Annotated in this window: 17 protein-coding genes and 1 other annotated feature; of the genes, 7 read left to right on the top strand and 10 right to left on the bottom strand. The window is 39.0% G+C overall.

What is annotated here, in order from left to right; translation table 11 throughout:
- Nucleotides 1–191: 191 nt before the first annotated feature.
- Entirely contained in the window at nt 192–1,388 is a 1,197-nt protein-coding gene (locus AC07YC_RS11260; RefSeq protein ID WP_494919390.1) for an MFS transporter, read from the bottom strand.
- A 91-nt stretch (nt 1,389–1,479) separates the two neighbouring features.
- Nucleotides 1,480–2,028 (bottom strand): MarR family winged helix-turn-helix transcriptional regulator, encoded by a 549-nt coding sequence (locus AC07YC_RS11265; RefSeq protein WP_336635366.1) that lies wholly within the window; start codon nt 2,026–2,028, stop codon nt 1,480–1,482.
- Nucleotides 2,029–2,565: 537 nt separating this feature from the next.
- Between AC07YC_RS11265 and AC07YC_RS11270 the strand changes: the two genes are divergently transcribed.
- Both AC07YC_RS11270 and AC07YC_RS11275 read left to right on the top strand, forming a co-directional pair.
- A complete protein-coding gene (locus AC07YC_RS11270) occupies nt 2,566–3,771 on the top strand; it encodes an iron-containing alcohol dehydrogenase (protein ID WP_008176772.1) in 1,206 nt (401 codons plus the stop codon).
- 144 nt (nt 3,772–3,915) lie between these two features.
- A complete protein-coding gene (locus tag AC07YC_RS11275) occupies nt 3,916–4,722 on the top strand; it encodes a cobalamin-binding protein (RefSeq protein WP_494919391.1) in 807 nt (268 codons plus the stop codon).
- A gap of 52 nt (nt 4,723–4,774) precedes the next feature.
- Here AC07YC_RS11275 and tyrS read toward each other — a convergent pair whose 3' ends face one another.
- A complete protein-coding gene (tyrS, locus tag AC07YC_RS11280; RefSeq protein WP_336635363.1) occupies nt 4,775–6,043 on the bottom strand; it encodes a tyrosine--tRNA ligase in 1,269 nt (422 codons plus the stop codon).
- A gap of 86 nt (nt 6,044–6,129) precedes the next feature.
- Nucleotides 6,130–6,338: a binding site (T-box leader), on the bottom strand.
- A gap of 102 nt (nt 6,339–6,440) precedes the next feature.
- On the opposite strand from tyrS, the gene AC07YC_RS11285 reads away from it, so the two are divergent.
- Both AC07YC_RS11285 and AC07YC_RS11290 read left to right on the top strand, forming a co-directional pair.
- The gene (locus tag AC07YC_RS11285; RefSeq protein WP_494919392.1) at nt 6,441–9,518 is read left to right on the top strand and encodes a transglycosylase domain-containing protein; all 3,078 of its coding nucleotides are present in this window, start codon (nt 6,441–6,443) and stop codon (nt 9,516–9,518) included.
- 111 nt (nt 9,519–9,629) lie between these two features.
- The gene (locus AC07YC_RS11290; protein ID WP_494919393.1) at nt 9,630–10,511 is read left to right on the top strand and encodes an NAD-dependent epimerase/dehydratase family protein; all 882 of its coding nucleotides are present in this window, start codon (nt 9,630–9,632) and stop codon (nt 10,509–10,511) included.
- A gap of 52 nt (nt 10,512–10,563) precedes the next feature.
- On the opposite strand, the gene argD is transcribed toward AC07YC_RS11290, so the two are convergent.
- The 5 genes from argD to acsA all read right to left on the bottom strand — a co-directional run bounded on the left by argD (nt 10,564) and on the right by acsA (nt 16,788).
- Nucleotides 10,564–11,694, bottom strand: coding sequence for an acetylornithine transaminase (argD, locus tag AC07YC_RS11295; RefSeq protein WP_494919394.1), 1,131 nt, complete (start codon nt 11,692–11,694; stop codon nt 10,564–10,566).
- Between the two features lie 73 nt (nt 11,695–11,767).
- The gene (gene argB / locus AC07YC_RS11300) at nt 11,768–12,553 is read right to left on the bottom strand and encodes an acetylglutamate kinase (protein WP_494919395.1); all 786 of its coding nucleotides are present in this window, start codon (nt 12,551–12,553) and stop codon (nt 11,768–11,770) included.
- Complete coding sequence (gene argJ, locus AC07YC_RS11305) at nt 12,516–13,748, bottom strand: bifunctional glutamate N-acetyltransferase/amino-acid acetyltransferase ArgJ (RefSeq protein ID WP_494919396.1); 1,233 nt, start codon at nt 13,746–13,748, stop codon at nt 12,516–12,518. The genes argB and argJ overlap by 38 nt, the downstream gene beginning before the upstream one ends.
- 43 nt (nt 13,749–13,791) lie before the next feature.
- Entirely contained in the window at nt 13,792–14,826 is a 1,035-nt protein-coding gene (argC, locus tag AC07YC_RS11310) for an N-acetyl-gamma-glutamyl-phosphate reductase (RefSeq protein ID WP_494919397.1), read from the bottom strand.
- A 234-nt stretch (nt 14,827–15,060) separates the two neighbouring features.
- Entirely contained in the window at nt 15,061–16,788 is a 1,728-nt protein-coding gene (gene acsA, locus AC07YC_RS11315; RefSeq protein ID WP_494919398.1) for an acetate--CoA ligase, read from the bottom strand.
- 329 nt (nt 16,789–17,117) lie between these two features.
- On the opposite strand from acsA, the gene AC07YC_RS11320 reads away from it, so the two are divergent.
- Genes AC07YC_RS11320 through AC07YC_RS11330 form a run of 3 tightly spaced genes read left to right on the top strand, consistent with a single transcriptional unit; the run spans nt 17,118 to nt 19,582 of the window.
- On the top strand, nt 17,118–17,750 hold the full coding sequence (locus tag AC07YC_RS11320; protein ID WP_336635356.1) for a GNAT family N-acetyltransferase: 633 nt from the start codon (nt 17,118–17,120) through the stop codon (nt 17,748–17,750).
- Nucleotides 17,751–17,774: 24 nt separating this feature from the next.
- Entirely contained in the window at nt 17,775–18,422 is a 648-nt protein-coding gene (locus AC07YC_RS11325; protein ID WP_336635355.1) for an acetoin utilization AcuB family protein, read from the top strand.
- Entirely contained in the window at nt 18,422–19,582 is a 1,161-nt protein-coding gene (locus tag AC07YC_RS11330) for an acetoin utilization protein AcuC (RefSeq protein ID WP_336635354.1), read from the top strand. The genes AC07YC_RS11325 and AC07YC_RS11330 overlap by 1 nt, the downstream gene beginning before the upstream one ends.
- Before the next feature lie 119 nt (nt 19,583–19,701).
- Here AC07YC_RS11330 and ccpA read toward each other — a convergent pair whose 3' ends face one another.
- Both ccpA and AC07YC_RS11340 read right to left on the bottom strand, forming a co-directional pair.
- Entirely contained in the window at nt 19,702–20,706 is a 1,005-nt protein-coding gene (gene ccpA, locus AC07YC_RS11335; RefSeq protein WP_494919400.1) for a catabolite control protein A, read from the bottom strand.
- A 174-nt stretch (nt 20,707–20,880) separates the two neighbouring features.
- Nucleotides 20,881–21,966, bottom strand: coding sequence for a bifunctional 3-deoxy-7-phosphoheptulonate synthase/chorismate mutase (locus AC07YC_RS11340; protein WP_008176746.1), 1,086 nt, complete (start codon nt 21,964–21,966; stop codon nt 20,881–20,883).
- Nucleotides 21,967–22,058 lie beyond the last annotated feature (92 nt).

A 22,058-nucleotide genomic window follows, 5' to 3' on the forward strand; every position in this document is an offset into this window, starting at 1 on the left:
CTAAGTAAATGATTCCACAATTATGTACCATATAAAAAACCCCATTTTTGCAAATGATTATTGCAAAAATTAGGGTCAGAATTTGTTTAAACCAAGCTTATCGCTCTCTCTAGATACCAAACTAAAATTTAGCCTGATTTGTCTATCAAGATTCAGGGCTTTTTCATCATTTATTCGTAAGCTATGAACAATCAATTCGAACCTACGCTTTTTCCACTTTTAATCATTAGCGCAGAAACTAATCCAATACTAAGTGTAGTAGCGAGTAGAAGGAAGGCTACAGTAAAGCTACCCGTTTGGATTAAATAAACAGATATGAATGGTGCAACACTTGTTCCAGCAAATAAAATGACAGTATACATAGAGACCGCAATCCCTCCCATATTCCACCCTAACTGACTAACAAGTGTTACTAATGAAGGAACAGCCAGTGCAATCCCACCGACAAATAAAATACTAATGATCGTTAAACCAGCGATAGTTGAAATAAAGCTCATCACTGTTAGCGAAATAATCGAAAGACATAAGGCCATTTTTAATACACATAGTACATTAAACCGCTTCGCTAATTTACCTGCAAATGGTGACATCACCATTCCTACTATCCCAAAGGCACGAATGTAAATGAGGTTTTGACTATTCATACCGAAGGAATCACTCGTTAAATATGCACCTAAAATAATGTACATACTGACAAATGACATTAATAATACAAACGCAATGATATAACTAAATATCAAATTTCTATTGGTAAAAATAATACCGATTCTCTTCAGAGGAGCCCATATATTTTTAGATTCGTTCTGAAGTACTCCCTTCGGTAAGATCCACACGACTAACAAAGCAGTTATAACATACACTGCAGCAAGCACATAAAAAATGACGTGCCAATGACTATGTTCACTTACATATCCACTAAACACCTGCCCAACTATACCCGCAACAAGAAATCCCGTACTGATAAAACCAATGGCCCCAACTTTCCGATCATTGGGAAAAATCTCAAGAGTATAAGCAAGTGCTACTGGTGAAAATGTTGCTGCCGCAAGCCCTTGTAATCCTCTCAATAAAAGAATAACAGAAAAATCATTAACTAACCCTAGAAGTAACGTGATCATGCTTAGTGAAAAAAGCCCAAATACAATGACATTTTTTCGACCATATTTCTCTGATATCGCACCATAGAAAAAACAACCTAGTGCAAATCCAAGTGAAAAAACACTTGATGTAAAGCCTGCTTGAGCCAATGAAATATTAAAGTAATCACTGAATAAACTAATCAGAGGTATTGTTAAATAGAGACTCGACATCACTACCATACCTGTCCAAGATAAAATAGTTGTCATTAAAGCATAATTTTCTCGATTACCCGAAATTACAATATTCATTCAATAAATCACCCTTTTTAGTTTGATTAACTTATAGTTAGACAATCTAATTAAATGATTAAAAATTAAACTGTACCAACATAGCTACAGTTTAACGCTCCACATTTAGTTTTCTTTGTATAGATGTTAATAATTTACTCACTAGCTTCTCAAATACTTTTCGTTCATCAGGCTCCAAATCGATTAAATTAGAAGCACATGACGACCAGTATGTCGGTAAAACTTCAGCTATAAAAGTACGACCTTCCTCCGTTAAACTTACATAGATCTTCCTCCGATCTTCCTTACTATGATTTCGTACAACAAGATTTCTTTTTTCTAACCAATCGAGCATTGACGTTGCAGATGCTCTCGTAATTCCCAGTCGTTTGGCTAAAGCAGACGGAGTCGCACGTCTTTCCCCATGTAATGTCAGTAATAGCAATAAGTCCAATTTACTTTCTGTAATACCAAAAGGAGCTAACTCATTGTCTGTTACATCTAAAACATAATCGCTTAACCATAACAACATTAAACCCAATTTTGCATCTTCAGGATTGGTTTCAGTTGATGAAGACATCTGAATCAGTTCCACATACGGCTCTATCCCTAAGGCTGGTAAATCATCTTCATTCATGTACGTGTTCTTAAGTTTTGTCATTGAATCACCTTTTAATTAGATTATCTAACTATCAACTATTCTAACTATAAATTTGGTTGAAGGCAAGCACTTTTATTTCCACAAACTTCATCAAATTAAAAGCTACTCCTTTTTTAGCGCAAACACAATACCACTCAACAATCATTATCCCTTCTCATTTTGTGACAATTTTATGTACTTTAAAATAGTAATTACATAGTTTCAAAATCACATATCCACTACCTTAATATTAAAAACAAAATATCAGTTATTTACTATTCCTAGACCACTACAAATAGAACCTTTTCCCCAAAAATATATTTTACTTTTATAGTAAAACATTTTCTAAACCATATTATAATCAATACTCTTATACAATTCTTATTTGTAAAGAACCTTTTAACAAGCTAACTTTTTTGTAAAATAATAACAAGGATAAAAAGAACAATTTTAATAAAAATACGAGTTGAACTTTAACAAAAAATAGAATACGATGAATTCCGAAAGGTGGTTCACCATCATTCAAGCAATAATAATTTTTAAAAAGGGGTTGGAAGTATGTCAGACGTTCTAAAGCAATTTGTTATGCCGAAAACAAACTTATTTGGACCTGGAGCAATTCAAGAAGTTGGTAAACACTTAAATGATTTAGAAGTGAAAAAGACATTAATCGTAACAGATGAGGGCTTACACAAATTAGGTCTCTCTGAACAAATTGCAAACATCATTACAGCTGCTGGAATTGATGTAGCAATTTTCCCTAAAGCAGAACCAAATCCAACAGATCAAAATATTGAAGATGGCATTGCAGCTTACCATGCTGAAGGCTGTGATTCAATCGTTTCTCTTGGTGGAGGGAGCGCTCATGATGCAGCAAAAGGTATCGGACTTATTGCTTCGAATGGTGGACGCATTCACGATTATGAAGGCGTGGATAAATCACAAAATCCACTTGTGCCATTAATTGCTATTAACACAACGGCTGGTACTGCTAGTGAAATGACTCGTTTCACTATTATTACAGACACAGCACGTAAAGTGAAAATGGCCATTGTTGACAAACATGTGACTCCGTTAGTTTCGATTAACGATCCAGAACTGATGATTGGTTTACCTCCTGCTCTAACAGCAGCTACAGGTGTAGATGCATTGACACATGCTATTGAATCATTTGTTTCGACAAATGCTACACCAATTACGGATGCTTGTGCTGAGAAGGTACTTCAACTAGTTCCCGAATTCCTACCACGTGCCTATGCAAATGGAGCTGATTTAGAAGCACGTGAACAAATGGTATATGCACAATTTTTAGCAGGTATGGCCTTTAATAATGCTTCACTTGGCTATGTCCATGCAATTGCTCATCAGTTAGGTGGCTACTATAACCTACCTCATGGCGTATGTAATGCGATATTATTGCCACATGTTTGCCGCTACAACGTAACAGCACGTACGGAGCGCTTTGCTCGCATTGCTGAATTATTAGGTGAAAATGTGGAAGGATTAAGTAAACGAGATGCTGCTGAAAAAGCTATTTCAGCCATTGAGAAGCTATCAAAAGATTTGAATATTCCTAGTGGCTTCCGCGAACTAGGTGCAAAAGATGAGGATATTGAAATTTTAGCAAAAAATGCGATGCTGGATGTATGTGCTGAGACAAATCCTCGTAAGGCAACACTAGAGGATATTAAACAAATCATTACAAATGCAATGGGCCCCATCGTGAAAAAAGAGGCATCGCTTGAAGCTGTTGCTCTTTCATAATTAAATTTAAAAACAAAAGGTGGAGATAAACAAAGCATTTTCTCCACCTTTTTCCTATGCACTAAGATAAAAAGAACGGACATACATTGTTTAGAATGCAAACTCTCGCTATACTTTTCTTAAAAAAGAATAGGAGATAACAATATGCGTTTAATCTCGATATGCCCTAGCAATACGGAGCTTGTAGCCTATTTAGGACTGACAGACCAGCTTGTTGGAGTAGATGATTTCTCCGATTGGCCATCCAGCGTTAAAGATTTGCCACAGCTCGGCCCAGATTTATCTATTAATATGAACGATTTAGAGGAATTACAGCCTGATCTTGTTCTTGCTTCATTAAGTGTGCCTGGAATGGAGAAAAACATCGAGGAATTGCAAAGAAGAAATATTCCACATCTTGTTTTTAATGCTAACTCGTTAGAGGAAATTGCTCAAGATCTCCTTTTACTCGGGAGAGCTTGTCATGTAGAAGAACGTGCTAAAATAATTGCGGACGAATATTTGCAATCGATTGACAAAATGCGTACAGTTGCAAGCTCCCTCATGAAGAAACCCACCCTTTATTGGGAATGGTGGCCGAACCCTATTTTTACACCAGGAAAAATAAATTGGCTAACAGAAATTAGTGCTATTGCAGGTGGAGTCAATTTATTTCAGGATGTCGAACTAGCCAGTGTTCAAACAGATTGGACAGATGTTGTTAAACGAAAGCCTGACTACATCATGATGGCTTGGGTAGGCGTAGCTTTTGAGCGTATACAGCCAGCCAACTTATTAAAGCGCCCCCACGCTAGTGAGCTACATGCCGTGAAAATGGAACAGCTCCATGTGATGGAGGAATGGCTTTATTGTCGCCCTTCTCCCCGCCTTATTGAAGGGGCTATAAAGCTAGCTAAAATATTGCACCCTCAACAATATGAACATATAAAATTGCCAAGTTTTTTATCATAAAAAAACAACATCCCCTTTTTTGGTCAGGGGATGCTGTTTTCAATCATACCAATTACACAAACTTCACCATATGATATTTTTTCTTACCGCGACGAACAATGCTAAATGCATCCTCTAGACGATCCTTTGCATCAAAGACATATTCTAAATCCGTCACTTTTTCTCCATTGACACTAATTGCACCATTTGAAACGTCCTCACGCGCCTGACGTTTCGATGATGAGATGCCAGCTCCAACTAGAAGGTCTACAATATTTTTATCTTCTTTAGCCATTTCAATAGAAGGAACATCTTTAAAGGCATCCTTCATTTCTTCAGCAGAAAGTGCTTTTAAATCGCCTGAAAATAAGGCTGCTGTAATACGGATAGCTTGCTCTAGTGCCTCTTGACCATGAATTAATCGTGTCATTTCCTCAGCAAGTGCTTTTTGGGCCTTACGTAAATGTGGCTCTTCCTCTACAGAAACAGCTAATGCTTCAATCTCTTCACGAGTAAGGAATGTGAATATTTTCAAGTATTTGATTACATCTGCATCCGCAGCATTGATCCAGAATTGGTAGAACTCATATGGAGATGTTTTCTTCCCATCTAACCAAACAGCACCACCAGCTGTTTTACCAAATTTTGTGCCATCAGCTTTCGTTACTAATGGAATCGTAATCCCAAAGGCTTTAGTTTCTTCTTCATGAGTTTTACGAATAACCTCTAAACCTGTTGTAATATTACCCCATTGGTCAGAACCGCCTACTTGAATACGACAATTGTAGTGGTTGTATAAATGATTGTAATCAATCCCTTGAATTAATGTATAAGCAAACTCTGTGAAAGATATCCCCGTATCAAGTCGAGAAGCAATTGTATCTTTTGCCAACATGTAGTTAACATTAATTAATTTCCCATAATCACGTAAAAATTCAATCGTATTTATATTGCCGATCCAGTCACGATTGTTCACAAGCTGAGCGCCATTACCATCTTCAGCAAAATCAAAAATACGTTCTAGTTGACCGCGGATACCTTGAACATTTTTATCGATTTGCTCCACCGTTTGTAATTGACGCTCTTCTGAACGACCTGAAGGATCTCCTATCATGCCTGTTGCCCCACCCACAAGTAAAATCGGACGGTGACCAGCTTTTTGGAAGCGACGTAAAGTTAAAAGTGGAACAATATGTCCAATATGCATAGAATCTGCCGTTGGATCAACACCACAGTATAAAGAGACAGATTGTTCTTCTAATAATTTTGCCATACCATCAGCATCTGTTTGTTGATATAGCAGTCCACGCCATTCTAAATCTTGTAATAATTCGTTTGTCATGATGATTCCTCCTAATTGATTGAAATTCGCTACGTGCATGGACAAATTCATGAGATAAAAAAAATCCCTACACGCAAATAATTGCATGCAGGGACGTTAAATTGTAAATTAACGCGGTACCACCCGGCTTGAAGATGTCATCCACCTTCCACTTCATTCAACCGCCTTTATCGCAGGCGCGCACGTCTAAGCTCCAAGCACGTAATTCATCTCTACATTATGACCAGTTTTCACCAACCACTGGCTCTCTAAACAGGGAATATAGAAACTACTCCAAACTCTTCATCACTAGAAAACTATAACCATTATTCTATACGAATCTATTTCAATGTCAATAACTATGTTCGAGCTAAAACAATATGTGCTATAATAAACAAGATTTTAGGAGGTCGATACATTGAAAGATTGGATTGAAAAAATCAATGCAAAGATCGATACATTAATTGAACAAAAATGGATGAAGAAATTACGTATTTCAGGTAGCGTTACCTGGAACTTATTTTTACTATTTTTAGTCTTTGCATTGGTTGGCACTGTATTTGTCGGTTCAGTAGGAGCTGGTTATTTCGCTTCTCTTGTAAAAGAAGAGCCCTTACGCTCAAAGGAAGAATTACGAGATCAAATTTTTAGCTATGAAGAAACAAGTGAGATTTATTTTGCCAACGATATTTATATCGGAAAATTACGGACAGATTTAGATCGCCGTGAAACTTCACTTAAAAATGTTGCACCAGATGTTCTTAATGCTGTACTAGCAACAGAAGATGAATATTTCCGTGAACATAACGGAATTGTACCAAAAGCGGTTATACGAGGCTTATTACAAGATGTTACGAATTCTGCTACACAAACAGGTGGCTCTACCCTTACGCAACAACTTATAAAAAACCAAGTATTAACCAATGAAGTTTCCTACGAACGTAAAGCAAAAGAAATTTTACTTGCTATGCGTTTAGAGCATTTTATGACAAAGGAAGAAATATTAGAGGCTTATTTAAATATTATTCCATACGGTCGTAACTCTTCAGGGCGCAATATTGCAGGTGTAGAAACAGCCGCGGAAGGGATCTTTGGTGTGAAAGCTAAAGATTTATCACTAGCGCAAGCAGCTTATATAGCTGGTATTCCTCAGGCGCCATTTGCTTACACACCGTTTACAAATACGGGTGAACTGAAAAGTGAGGAAGCTTTAAAACCAGGTATTGATCGTATGAAAACAGTTCTTTATCGTATGAAAGAAGCTGGTTATATTGACGATGCACAATATAAAGAAACACTTAATTATGATATTGCTGCTGACTTCCGTGGTCCAGAAATGCGAGCGGAGGATCGTTATCCATGGCTTACATATGAGCTTGAGAGTCGCGCAAAAGATATTATTGCAGAAAAACTCGCAGAAGATGACGGTATTGACCCAGAGCGATTAAAAACAGAAAAGAAATTAAAAGATAAATATAAAATCTTAGCAGATCGTGATGTTCGCTCAAAAGGTTATCGTATTTATTCAACCATTAACAAAGATATGTATGATGCCATGCAAAAAGCTGCTAAGGACTTCCAATATTATGGCCATACGTATACTGGTAAAGGGAAGGACCCTGTAACTGGTGAGGAAGTTGATGTCGAAATGCCCGTACAAGTGGGTAGTATTTTAATGGAAAATACGACAGGTCGAATTTTAAGTTTTGTAGGTGGTCGAGACTTTAATACGACTCAAGTTAACCACGCAACACAGGCTTATCGTTCAAATGGTTCTACGATGAAACCCTTACTGGTTTACGCCCCTGCTATTGAGTACGGCGTAATTGGTGCAGGTAGCCCACTCGTTGACGTAAAATTCTCAATCGGTAAATGGAGCCCAAGTAACTATATTACTAGTGATGAACGAGGACTTATTCCCGCACGTGAGGCTTTAGCAGATTCTCAAAACATATCAGCGTTACGTTTATACAATGATATTATTAACAAACGTCCTGCTGATCTATTAGTAAAAATGGGATTCACAAAATTACACCCCGATGATTTCACTAACCTAGCAACTGGTATCGGTGCTTTAAGTGAGGGGACTACAGTAGAAGAGAATACGAATGCCTTTGCTACTTTTGCAAATGGTGGTCAATTCGTTGATGCTTATATGATTGATCGAATTGAAGATCAAGAAGGAAATATTATTTACAAACACGAAGTAGAACCCGTTCAAGTTTTCAGTCCAGAAACGTCCTATATTGTGACGGATATGCTACGTGACGTATTAACAAAAGGAACAGGAACTCTTGCACGTAATACATTAAAATTCTCTTCCGATTTTGCTGCAAAAACAGGGACTTCTCAAGAGTATAAAGATGTTTGGTTAGTTGGTTATAACCCAAATGTATCTCTAGGTGTTTGGATGGGTTACGACCAGCCTCGTACATTGTATGCATTTAATAATACGTACCAACAGCCAAGCGTTCGTGTCAATAAACTATGGGGTACTTTAATGAATTCCGTTTACGATGTGGCTCCTGAGTTTATTGATCCGCCAACAAGCTTTAAGGCACCTAAAAATGTGGTGACTGCTTCGTTCTGTGGTATTTCTGGGATGGCTCCTTCAGCAGCCTGTGCAGACGCAGGTTTAGTCCGTTCAGACTTATTTAATGCGAAAGTATTTTTACCTACACAACCAGATGATAGTTTAGCTGCTTCAAGTGTTGTAACGATTAAAGGAAAAACTTATAACGCATTACCAAGTACACCAGCTGAATTTGTTAAATCAGGTGGCGCAGGTATTAATCAAGCGTTCATTAAACGCATGTTAGGCCGTCTTGGCGGTAATCCAGCAAGTTTACTACCAAAGAATTCAACTTTATCAAATTCATCTGTTTCAGCAGTTGATTTCCCTGCAGATGGCAGTGCACCTGCAGCGGTAACGGCATCCGTAAATGGCTCAACTTTATCTTGGACGGAGTCATCAAACGATGTAGTTGGTTATCGAATTTATAATGTTACAAATGGTGGCAACACATTAGTAACGTCCGTTCTTGAATCTACACAAAGTGTTACGGTTGCTAGTGGACAAGCCTATGTTGTAGTGGCTGTAGATATTACAGGCTTAGCATCACCACATTCTAATGTAGCCTCTACTGGTGGTAGTGATGATGAACCTGACCCAGAAGAGGATAATGGTCAAGAGACAATCCCACCGACAACACCGCCTACAAATGGCAATGGGTCTGGTAATAATGGGAACGGTTCAAACAATGGAAATGGATCAGGAAATGGCAATGGTTCTGGCGGCAATGGCAACGGCTCCAACAATGGCTCTGGAGGCAACGGTAACGGCTCGAACAACGGCAATGGTTCCGGTGGTAACGGCAACGGCTCCAACAATGGCAATGGCTCTGGAGGCAATGGTAACGGTTCAGGCCAACCGGAAGATGGCTCAAACGGCGGAGACAAAGGCAATACAACTCCCCCAGAAACATCAAGCCGATAATCCATTTCGTTTCAGTATCAAACAGACTTACTACAATTCACTTTTGATTTGTAGTAAGTCTGTTTTTTTGTCATTATTAAGAAGACTACTATTTTGAAGGAGAGGGAAAATATGAACATATTAGTTTTAGGTGGCACACGTTTTTTTGGAAAAAAATTAGTGGAACTTTGCATTGAGAATGGACATGATGTAACGATTTTAACACGCGGTCAAAGCGGCAATCCTTTTGGGACAGCTGTCAAACAATTAATAGTTGATCGGGATGACCATGACGCATTAGAAAATGCTCTCGCCGATACAACGTGGGATATAGTTTATGATAATATTTGCTACTCTCCTAACGAGGCACATACCATTTGTGAGCTTTTAAAAGGGAAAACGAAAAAACTTGTCTTTACGTCTACTCTTTCAACCTATGAAGTAGATGGCAAGGTGAAAAAGGAAGAAGATTTCGATCCTTACCATTATCAAATTCTTATGGGGAATCGAGATGAATTTTCCTATGGCGAAGGAAAGCGACAGGCTGAGGCTGTGTTGTTTAAAAAAGCTTCATTCCCAGTTGTTGTCGTACGTTTCCCTATTGTTATGGGCGAACATGATTACACACGTCGCTTGCATTTTCATGTTGAACGTATTTTACACGATCAGCCAATCTCATTACCAAATATCGATGCACAGATGAGCTATATTACAGATGAGGAAGCTGCTGAATTTTTATATTTTGTAGGCGTTACTCCTATAGAAGGACCATACAATGCTACGGCTTCTGGTGCCATTTCATTGAAAGAACTTCTTGCATTGATTGAAGAAGAGAGTGGAAAGCGCGCAAAAATTTCGCTTGTTGGTGGAGATGAAGAATCACAATCACCATATGGTGTACCAGATGATTGGTATATGACGAATGCGAAAGCAGAGAAAGCAGGATTTACATTTAGTCAGCTTCATGATTGGTTGCCAAATTTAGTTAAAACTTTAGTGAAACAACTTCAATAAATAAGAAAGACAAAGAGTCTGCTCAATACGCAGCAGATTCTTTGTCTGTATATTAATATAATATAGTCTTTAATATAGCTACGGCTTCATCAATCTCTTCCTTCGTTACCGTTAATGGTGGCAATAAACGAATAACATTTGGACCTGCTCCCACTAACAAGAGACCCTTCTCCTCTGCCGCTGCGATATAAGCCGCTACTTCTGTTTCACCACAGCCAATTCCAAGCATTAAACCCTGACCCTGAATGGTATAGTTAGAAGGTAAATGCGCTTTTAATTGTGCGACAAAATACGCTGATTGATCTTGTACTTGCTGTAAAAATGCCGGCTCAAAAACATGGCTTAAAACAGCTTGAGCTACATTCATAGCAAGAGGGTTGCCACCAAATGTAGTGCCATGTGCACCTGGACTAAAGGTTGCATAAAGCTCAGCAGTTCCTAGCATTGCCCCTACTGGGAAGCCACCACCTAAGCCTTTCGCTAATGTCACAATATGGGGCTTTAACACAGTTTGCTCAAAGGCATAGCGTGTTCCTGTTCTTCCTATTCCTGTCTGTACTTCATCAATAATAAGTAATATCCCCTTGTCATCGCATATTTTCGCAATCGCGGTAGCGAATTCTAACGATACACAGTTAACGCCACCTTCTCCCTGAATCATCTCCAGCATAATGGCTGCTACAGAGTCATCAATAGTAGCTTCTAGTGCGGCAGCAGCATTGAATGGCAATATCGTAAATTTTTCAACGAGTGGTCCAAAGCCGTTATGTATTTTGCCTTGACCTGTTGCAGACATTGCTCCAAATGTGCGACCATGGAATGATTTTTCGAAAGTAATAATGTGATTTTTCCCTGTATGCTTACGCGCTAATTTAATGGCCGCTTCATTTGCCTCCGCTCCACTATTACAGAAAAAAGCATGTGCAAAATGTGTATGAGCAATTAATTTTTGAGCCACAGTTTCCTGACCAGGGATATCAAAAAGATTTGATATATGCCACAGCTTTTCACTTTGCTCTTGCAGTGCCTGCACAATGGCAGGATGGGCATGCCCCAGACTTGCTACTGCAATACCACTAGTAAAATCTAAATATTGTTTTCCTGTAGAATCCTCTACAACGGTGCCCTGCCCTTTGACAATTTGTGCACGACGTTTACCGTAGTTCCCGAATAAAGCACTCATATTATCATCTCCGCTATTATTTGAAATGGTCTTCTTTCAACATCTATACTTTTAATACGATCTTATTAGAACACTAGGTAGCATGAAGTTTGTCGGAAGTGACAATTGTAGTGCCAATCAATGTCTCTCCCACAATTTGCACGGAAGGGATACCTGCACGTAAACAATCGATAGCTCCTTGTACTTTCGGAATCATTCCCCCATAAAGATGCCCTTGTTCTATCCATTGATGAATGAGAGAGGGGGTTGCCATTGTTTGATATTCATCATGAACTCGAATACCGCTTACATCTGTTACAAGTAATAAGCTATCTGCCCCTAAGGCTAATGCTATTTCACTTGCGACTGTATCACCATTAATGTTTAAAGCCAGACCTGCTTCACTTGCTCCAACACAAGCAATAACGGGTATAATTCCCACTGTCAATAAAGTTTCAAGTAAGGCTGAATTAATGGCTTTTACTGCTCCAACAAAACCATACACGTCTTTATCCAAATAATCCGCCACCATTAATTGACCATCAAATCCGTTTAACCCAATTGCCTCAATGCCAGCACTTGTTAATTCATGAACTAAAGCAGGGTTAACCTGCCCAATCAAAGTTGATTGGACCACATTCATAGCTGCCTCATTTGTCACACGTATACCATTTAATGTATGCGATTCTATGCCTCGAGCAGCTAATTCACGATTAATAGCTGGGCCCCCGCCATGAGTAATAATAAGCTCCACACCGCTATCTTGAAGCTTTTTAAAGTTTATAAAAAAGTCTTTTTTTAAGCCCTCTAGTGTACTACCTCCGAGCTTGATTACCATTCGTTTACGAGCGGTATGATGCGTTGATTTGGACGTAGTCATAGGTTAAGTCACATCCCCATGCATGCCCCTTACCTTCACCCATACCAAGGGACACATATATTTTCACTTCATGCATTTTTAAAATTTGTATTAACTCATCCTCCGAGAAAGGGATTGGTTCGCCGTTTTCTACCATTGTAGCGCCACCAATTTGAATCGTAATTTTGTCTGGATTTACTGTGGCACCACTATACCCTACCGCTGCAATAATTCGTCCCCAGTTCGCATCACAGCCAAAAACAGCAGTCTTTACAAGTGGTGAACCTACGACGGTCTTGGCAATCTTTCGTGCCTCTTCATCTGAAATTGCGCCAACAACCTCTACTTCAATAAGCTTGGTTGCCCCTTCCCCATCCTTAGCAATCATTTTTGCTAAATCTTCTGCTACTGTTTTCAATGTGTAATAGAAATTTAACCAATCTGGATGCTCAGGTGTTAACGTCTGATTTCCGGCGAAACCGTTCGCCAATACAACAACAGTGTCGTTTGTAGATGTATCCCCATCTACTGTAATGGCATTAAACGTGAGGTTGGTAATATCGGATAATGCACTTTGTAATACATCAGATTCTATTTGGGCATCCGTCGTTATAAAGCCCAACATTGTTGCCATATTTGGTTCAATCATGCCTGAACCCTTCGCAACACCAGCGATAATGACTTCCTTTCCATCTACCGTTGTACTATAGCTTGTGTTTTTCATAACCGTATCAGTCGTTAAAATCGCCTGTGCAAAGTCAATGGCACTTTCTAAATTGTCCTTCGGTTCTAGCTGTTGAAGACCGTTTATTACTGGCTCCAACTTCATCATTTCGCCAATGACACCCGTTGAACAAACTCCCACCAATTCAGGAGCAATTCCTAGTTTTTCAGCCGCTTGCGCCTGCATGGTTTGGGCATCCTTCACGCCCTGCTTCCCTGTACAAGCATTCGCATTACCCGAATTCACGATTATCGCCTGCATTTTTTTTGTTGTGTAAACAACTTCCTTTGTTACTTTTAACGGGGCTGCCTGCACAGCATTTGTTGTAAAAACACCAGCAACACTAGCTGGTACCTCGCTTACTAAAATCGCTAAATCTTTCTTCTTATGTTTTAAACCACAATGTAACCCAGCTGCCTTAAACCCTTTTGGTGAAACGATATTTTTACTTGATAACTTTTTCATTACATTTTTTGAAGTAGTAACTGTCATCCATAATTCCTCCTTTTTTTCATCAAACTAAACATGGGAAGTGTTAAATAAAGAACGGTACGACATCCAGACCTGTCGTTTGCGGTAAGTCAAATTGTACATTCATATTTTGAATAGCTTGGCCAGCAGCCCCTTTGACTAGATTGTCAATCACACTAACAATCGTGGCACGATTTGTACGAGCATCTACTTTCACCAAAATATCGCAATAATTGGATCCCTTAACACGATTAGTCCCTAAGCTAGTAGCATCTGTAACAATTCGAACAAAGGGATGCTTATCATAAGTCTCCTGCAGGCAAGCAACCAACTGAGCCTCTGTAACGCCTGCCGTTACAGGCGCATAGGATGTTGCTAAAATCCCTCGTGTCATAGGTACTAAGTGAGTATTGAAAGTAATATTTGTTTCTACATGAGCAAACATAGATAAAGCTTGTTCTATTTCTGGTATATGTTGATGTGTATTTACTTTATAGATAGAGAAGCTCTCATTCGTCTCGCTAAAATGAGTTGTTTGTGACGGCTTATTGCCAGCTCCTGAGATGCCACTTTTCGCATCAATCACTAAAAAGCTCGGATCGATTAAGTGTTCTTTCACTAGTGGTAGTAATGATAACAACACCGCTGTTGGGTAACAACCAGGGTTAGCAACAAGAGTAGCTTGCCGTATATGCTCTGAATTCCATTCCGTTAAACCATAAACACTTTGCTGCACCGTATTAAATGGCGCTGCTTTTTTGCCATACCATGCTTCATAGCTTGCCAGATTTTTCAATCGGAAATCACCAGATAAATCTATTAATTTCGGACCCGTGTTCACCAATGATGGTAATAATTCACTTGTTACGCCAGATGGTGTACTTGTAAAAACTACATCAAATTCCGCTAAAGTATCTTCCTCTATTTTTTGTAAAGGCCTATCAACAATCGTCATAAGATGACCAAATTTTGAAGAAAAAAGAACTCCCTCCTCGGAAGAAGTAAATAATGCGAGCTGCTCTACAGCCGGATGATTATGTAAAAACCGAATAAGCTCTAGCCCACCATAACCTGTTGCTCCAACAATTCCTACTTTCAATGCACTCACCTCTAAAATAAGTTAAAAACAGTATACGTCTGCATAAATATTAAGTCAACTGAATTTTTATTTATTTCTGTATTTTTTTTGTACAACAGTAAGTCTCTTTAAAACACGTCTTCAGTATTGTAAATGCAGAAAAAAGAAGGCAAGAATCCTTTCAACGATTGAATGAACACTTACCTTCTTTTTATGCATATATTGTATAAATATCAATTGATGTCGTTTACTTTATCAGTCTTCCATCGTCGATAAGTCACCCGTAGGTAAATTTAACTCCCACGCCTTCAGCACACGACGCATAATCTTACCACTACGTGTTTTTGGTAGTTTTTCCTTAAATTCAATTTCACGTGGTGCAGCATGAGCCGATAAGCCTTTCTTAACAAAATCTCTTATATCCTCAATTAATTGATCTGATGGTTCAACACCCTCTCGTAAGGATACAAAGGCTTTTATGATTTCCCCTCGTACTGGGTCTGGTTTACCAATGACTCCTGCTTCAACAATATCTGGATGCTCCAATAGCTTGCTTTCCACTTCGAATGGTCCCACACGCTCTCCGGCCGTCATAATGACATCATCCACTCGACCTTGGAACCAGAAGTATCCGTCATCATCCATATAGGCAGAATCTCCAGATACATACCATTGCCCTTTCAAGAAATAAGATTCATAGCGCTCTGGATTGCCCCAAATTTGACGCATCATAGCTGGCCAACCCCGTTGAATTGCTAAATTCCCCATTGTAAACGGCGGTACTTCGTTTCCAGCATCATCTACAATCGTCGCATGAATACCTGGAAGTGGTTTTCCCATTGATCCTGGCTTAATATCCATTGAAGGGTAATTACAAATCATATGCGCTCCTGTTTCTGTCATCCACCATGTATCATGGATTCGATGACCTAATTCTTCTACTCCCCAACGAATCACTTCCGGGTTCAATGGTTCACCGACAGATAGCACATGACGTAAAGATGACAGGTCATAGCTTTCAAGCAAGCCGCTCCCTGCCCCCATCAGCATCCGGAATGCAGTTGGTGCACTATACCATACCGTAACACCATAATCTTCAATGGCTTGATACCATGCTTGCGGTGAGAATCTTCCTCCAACAATCACCATTGTCACCCCATTTAGCCAAGGACCAAAAATACCATAGGCTGTCCCTGTCACCCATCCTGGATCAGCAGTACACCAGTAAATATCATCCTCACGTAAATCAAGAACCCATTGCGTAGATTGGTATTGTTGAAGCATTGCATTATGAACATGTAGCACTCCTTTTGGAGCACCGGTTGATCCAGAGGTATAGTGAAGAATCATCCCATCTTCTCGATCTACCCATTCCATATCAAACTGAGCTGAAGCTTCTTTCATTCGATGATTAAAGTCTAGAATTTGGGATGTTTCTTCAATATTTTCCCCTATTAAAAAGATGTGCTCGAGATGCGGTAATTTAGCGATAGGTACACGTTCAAGTAATGCCGGTGTAGTAACTAATACTTTCGCCTCACTATCTGCTAGCCGATCATACACAGCGCCTTCCATAAATGCTTCAAATAATGGTCCAACAATAACCCCCATTTTCAACGCACCTAATAATGAAAAATAAAGCTCAGGAGAACGTGGCATAAAAATAAATAAACGATCACCTTTTTGTAGATTAGTAGCTGTTTTAAGAACGTTGGCAGCCTTGTTCGTTAACCTTTTCATTTCATTAAATGAATAAGCCTCTTTACGTTTACCATCATTAAAATAAAGGGCAACTTTATTTTTACGATGTGTTTCTGTGTGGCGATCAATTGCCTCATACGCCATATTCACTAACCCTGTTTCGTACCAGCTAAATGCTTTTTCCGTATCAGCCCAATTATGAGATTTTGCCACTTCTTCATAATTCATTAAATGGTGCTGACCAGCAAAAGCCGTTAACTTCTCCTTCATTTTCATCCCCATGAAACTACCCCTTTCGTTGCTTTCACTTGAAACTGTTCATTTGCTATTTTCAACAATCCCCTCTGCTGAAATAATAAATTTACGTTGCAAGTAAAATATATATGAGCTTTTGTTATATAACAGTTTACCACATTACTAATGATAGAATTCCTAATTACACTACTTTCATCTGTTAAATAACAGAAGCAATGTATTATATTTTACACGAATTTAAGGAGATTGTCTTAATATTTTCACTTTTCCAAAAATACAGGTATATTTTGCAAAAAAAAGCGTTTTTACGCATGAAATCAGCTATAATGGAATTATTAAACTCAGGTGGTGGCATTATGGAACATAAAAAAACTTTTTTTTCTGTTAAAAGGGAAACTAAGCATGGGACTGTGTATGTGGAAGGACCAGTTCCTCCAGAAAAATTAGCTACATATTCTTTCCATGAGGGCTTGGTTGCCTTTAGACCTCCAAAACAGCAACAACAAGCTATTATTGAAATTGCGGGGCTCCCTGAAGGGCGTATCGTTATTATTCGAAACGAAGATATCGTTGTAGGCTATGTGACCTATCTTTATCCTGATCCACTTGAACGATGGGCAGAGGATCGAATTGATGACATGATTGAATTAGGTGCCATTGAAGTGATTCCCGCCTATCGGGGAACCGGTTCTGGAAAGGCATTACTAGCCGTTTCATTTATGGGTGATGAAATGGAGGATTATCTGGTGATCACTACCGAATATTATTGGCATTGGGATTTAAAGGGGACTGGCTTAAATGTTTGGGACTATCGCAAAATGATGGAGAAGATGATGAGCTCTGTCGGATTCGAATATTTTGCTACGGATGATCCAGAAATTACATCACACCCAGCAAATTGTTTAATGGCGCGTGAAGGTAAACGCGTGCCTGCTGAAACAATCGAAAGATTCGATAGGCTTCGTTTTAGAAATCGTTTCATGTATTAAAACCAATGCAAAGGGGATACGTATATGATCGTAGAAGAAATTATGAATGAAGAACCTTACACATTAGCTCCTACCAATACCGTGTTGGAAGCACTAAAGCTAATGCGTGACAAAAAAGTTCGCCATTTACCAGTTATAGATGAGGAACGTCACGTTCTAGGAGTGATTACAGAGCGGGACATTAAAGAAGTTTTACCATCATCTTTACAAGATGAACCCAATTCTCCTGTCTTTCAAGCAAAAGTAGAAGAAATAATGGTTAAGGATCCGCTTGTTGGTCATCCACTTGATTTTGTTGAAGAGGTCGCTCTTACCTTCTATGAATCTAAAGTAGGTTGTTTACCTATTGTCTCTGGAGGGAAATTAGTAGGAATAGTTACTACAACGGATTTACTCTATACATATATAGAGCTAACCGGTGCTACGGAACCTGGCTCAAAAATTGAAATTCGAGTAGCTGACACGCCAGGTGTTTTATTTGAAATAACAAAGATATTTCATCATCATCATGCCAATGTTCAAAGCGTCTTAGTGTATCCTGATTCTGAAAATACGCAAAATAAAATTTTAAGTGTCCGAGTAAAAACACTGAATCCTTTAGCTATGATTAAAGACCTTCGCAAAGAAGGCTTTGATGTACTATGGCCCAATTTACCAGGTGTTTCATTATAATGAAAAAGGCCGTATTCGTTTACTCGCCAGAACAACTCGGATATAAATTTTCAGATACACATCCTTTTAATCATAAACGCTTGACGCTAACGATGGATTTACTAAAAAATATAGATGCTCTCGATGATGTAGATATTATTCCAGCACGTGTTGCCACAGAAGAGGAGCTACTGCTTGCCCATGACTCTAAGTATATTGATATCGTGAAGAGGGCAGGACATGGAGAATTATCGGTAGCCCAATGTGAAAGCTATGGTATCGGCACAGAAGACACACCGATTTTTGAAAATATGCATGAAGCAAGTGCCCAATTAGTCGGTGGAACGTTAACGGCCGTGGATTATGTAATGGAAGGTAAGGCTGAGCATGCCCTCAATCTTGGAGGAGGGCTACACCACGGTTTTCGTGGTCGCGCATCAGGATTTTGTATTTACAATGATAGTACGGTTGCCATTCGATACTTACAGGAAAAATATAATGCCCGTGTACTCTATGTCGATACAGACGCACATCATGGAGACGGTGTACAATGGAGCTTTTATGAGGACCCGAATGTTTGTACATTGTCTATTCACGAAACAGGGCGCTACCTATTTCCTGGAACAGGCAATATTACTGAGCGAGGCAACGGACAAGGGTATGGTACCTCCTTTAATTTCCCTATGGATGCTTTTACAGAGGATGAAAGTTTCCTAGAAATCTATGAACGATCTATGCGAGAGGTTTTCGAATATTTCAAGCCAGATGTTGTGCTCACACAAAATGGAGCAGATGCCCATTATTTTGATCCTTTGACACATCTTCATGGCACTATGAATATATATCGTGAAATTCCAAAGCTCGCACACCAATTAGCCCATGAATATTGCGATGGTAAGTGGATTGCGGTGGGTGGAGGTGGCTATGATATATGGCGAGTTGTTCCACGTGCTTGGTCCATGCTCTGGTTAGAAATGACTGACCAAGCGTTACCAACGGGACCTCTCCCACAGGCATGGCTTGACCGCTGGCAACCTGAGGCTCCCGTTCCTTTTATTCCAACTTGGGAGGACCCGAATCCTTTATATGAGCCCATACCGCGTAAGACAGAAATAGAAGAAAAAAATGCTCAAATGTTAGCAAAAGCACTACATCTTATTCGCAATGAAAAACGAGATTAGCACCTTTCCTCACGATCTTTCGTGGGGTTTTTTTTCATTGGTTTAAAGCCACATCCCCTGCACTCCATTTTAAATGAAAAACACGCAAATCCTCGATAAGATTTACGTGCTTCTGAATATTATTTACTTTTGACAGATTGTCGATGTTCAATACGATGGGGTAAAATTACCGCCTCATCCTCGACTGTCTCCTTACTCATCAATTTAGTAAGTAAGCGCATAGCAACAGCACCAATGTCGTACAGTGGTAATGCAACACTTGTTAGTTGTGGACGAACCATTCGTGCTAGCTTAGAATTCTCAAAGCTAATCACTTCGATATCCTCTGGAACATTTTTACCTGCGTCTTGTGCACCATGAATTAAACCAATTGCCAATTCATCACTGCCCGCAAAATAGGCTGTAGGTGGTTGTTCAAGCGCTGATAAAATCTCCCAAGCTTCTAAGCCCATGTCATAGCTAGATTCTTCAGCAGCAATTAATGCTTCATCTATTGGTAGGCCAGCACCCTGTAATGCTTTCTTATAGGCTGCTAGCTTGAATTTTCCGTTAATTGTATACGAAAGTGGGCCCGTTACGAAACCAATGCGTGTATGTCCATTTTGAATCAGTAAAGATATCGCTTCATAAGCCGCTTGGAAATAGTCAATATTGACAGTAGCTATTGTTTGCGATTCATCTACAGAGCCTGCTAATACAATTGGGACCGGTGAATGATCCATTGTTTGTTGCATCTTTTCTGTTACTTCATCACTCATCATCACAATACCGTCTACTTGTTTGCCAAGCATCGTATCAAGTAACTGTAACTCTTTATCTTCATGTTGATCTGAGTTGGCTAAAATAATATTGTAACGGTACATTGTGGCTATATCCTCTACACCACGAGCCAGCTCTGCATAAACATTATTTGCAATATCTGGGATAATCACGCCAACTGTTGTTGTTTTCTTACTTGCTAATCCACGCGCTACTGCGTTTGGACGGTATTCTAATCGTTCAATTACTTCAAGTACTTTTTTTCGTGTTGCTGGTTTTACGTTTTGATTACCATTGACTACACGAGAGACCGTTGCCATAGAAACATTTGCTTCTCTTGCAACATCATAAATTGTAACAGTCATCGTACGTGCCTCCCTTTTTTCCTATTATAGCCTTATCATACGATAATTTTCATATTATTTTCAAGAAGAACTACGTAAAAACCAAGTACTAATAGTCCTATTCTAGACATTATTTTGTCACGATATAACAAACACCGCCTGCCAAAGTAAGCAAGCGGTGTTAGCTGTTAACAATTAAGCATGGATTTCATGATTTTTCATGAATTTTTGTAGTGTTTCATAGAATGCGTCGAATGTTGGGATGTCCATTTGTTGTTGTGAATCAGAAAGTGCTACAGATGGATCTGGATGCACTTCTGCCATAACACCATCAGCACCGATTGCAATGGCTGCTTTGGCACATGGTAACAATAAATCACGACGTCCTGTTGAGTGTGTAACATCTACGAATACTGGCAAATGCGTTTCTTGTTTTAACACTGGTACGGCAGAAATATCTAATGTATTACGAGTCGCTTTTTCATAAGTACGAATACCACGTTCACAAAGGATAATATTTTCATTTCCTTTAGACATAATGTATTCCGCTGCATGGATGAACTCATCAATCGTTGCAGCTAAGCCTCGTTTTAGTAGGACAGGTTTATTAGTTGCACCTGCTGCTTTTAATAATTCAAAGTTTTGCATATTTCGTGCACCGATTTGAATCACATCAATATAATCTAATGCTTCCTCTAAATGACCTGGCGTCACAATTTCAGTAATAACACCTAAACCATATTCCTCAGACACACGTTTTAAGATTTTTAAGCCTTCTAATCCAAGACCTTGGAAGTCGTATGGAGAAGTACGTGGCTTATAAGCACCACCACGGATTAGCTTTTCACCTTTTGCCTTAATAGAAGCCGCTACTGCAGCTACTTGCTCATAAGATTCAACAGCACAAGGACCAAATACGAAAGATGGCTTCCCTTGTCCAATTAATTCACCATTAATATTAATGACTGTATCTTCGGATTTTTTCTTACGAGATACAAGTAATTCTTTCTTCTTATCAGCTTCAAGTTGTTTTAAAGCTGTTTTAAAGATTTGTTTAAATATATAATCTACCGTCATTTGGTTTAATGGACCTTGGTTGTGTTCTTTAATAAGATCAAGCATGTGTCTTTCACGCAGTGGGTCATAGCGATTTACACCTTGTTTTTCTTTAATTTTACCGATTTCATCAACTACAGCTGCACGTTCGTTAATAAGACGAAGAATTTCTAAGTTTAATCCGTCAATTTGACTACGTAAGCTTTCTAAATCTTTTTGGCTCATGCTTTCTTGCTCCTCTCCTCATGACAGACACTTTCAGAACTCTGAAATGTATGTTACATTTTTAGATAATAGCAATATTATAATCAATGTTG

Source organism: Lysinibacillus sp. GW247-5R2A, assembly GCF_059424475.1.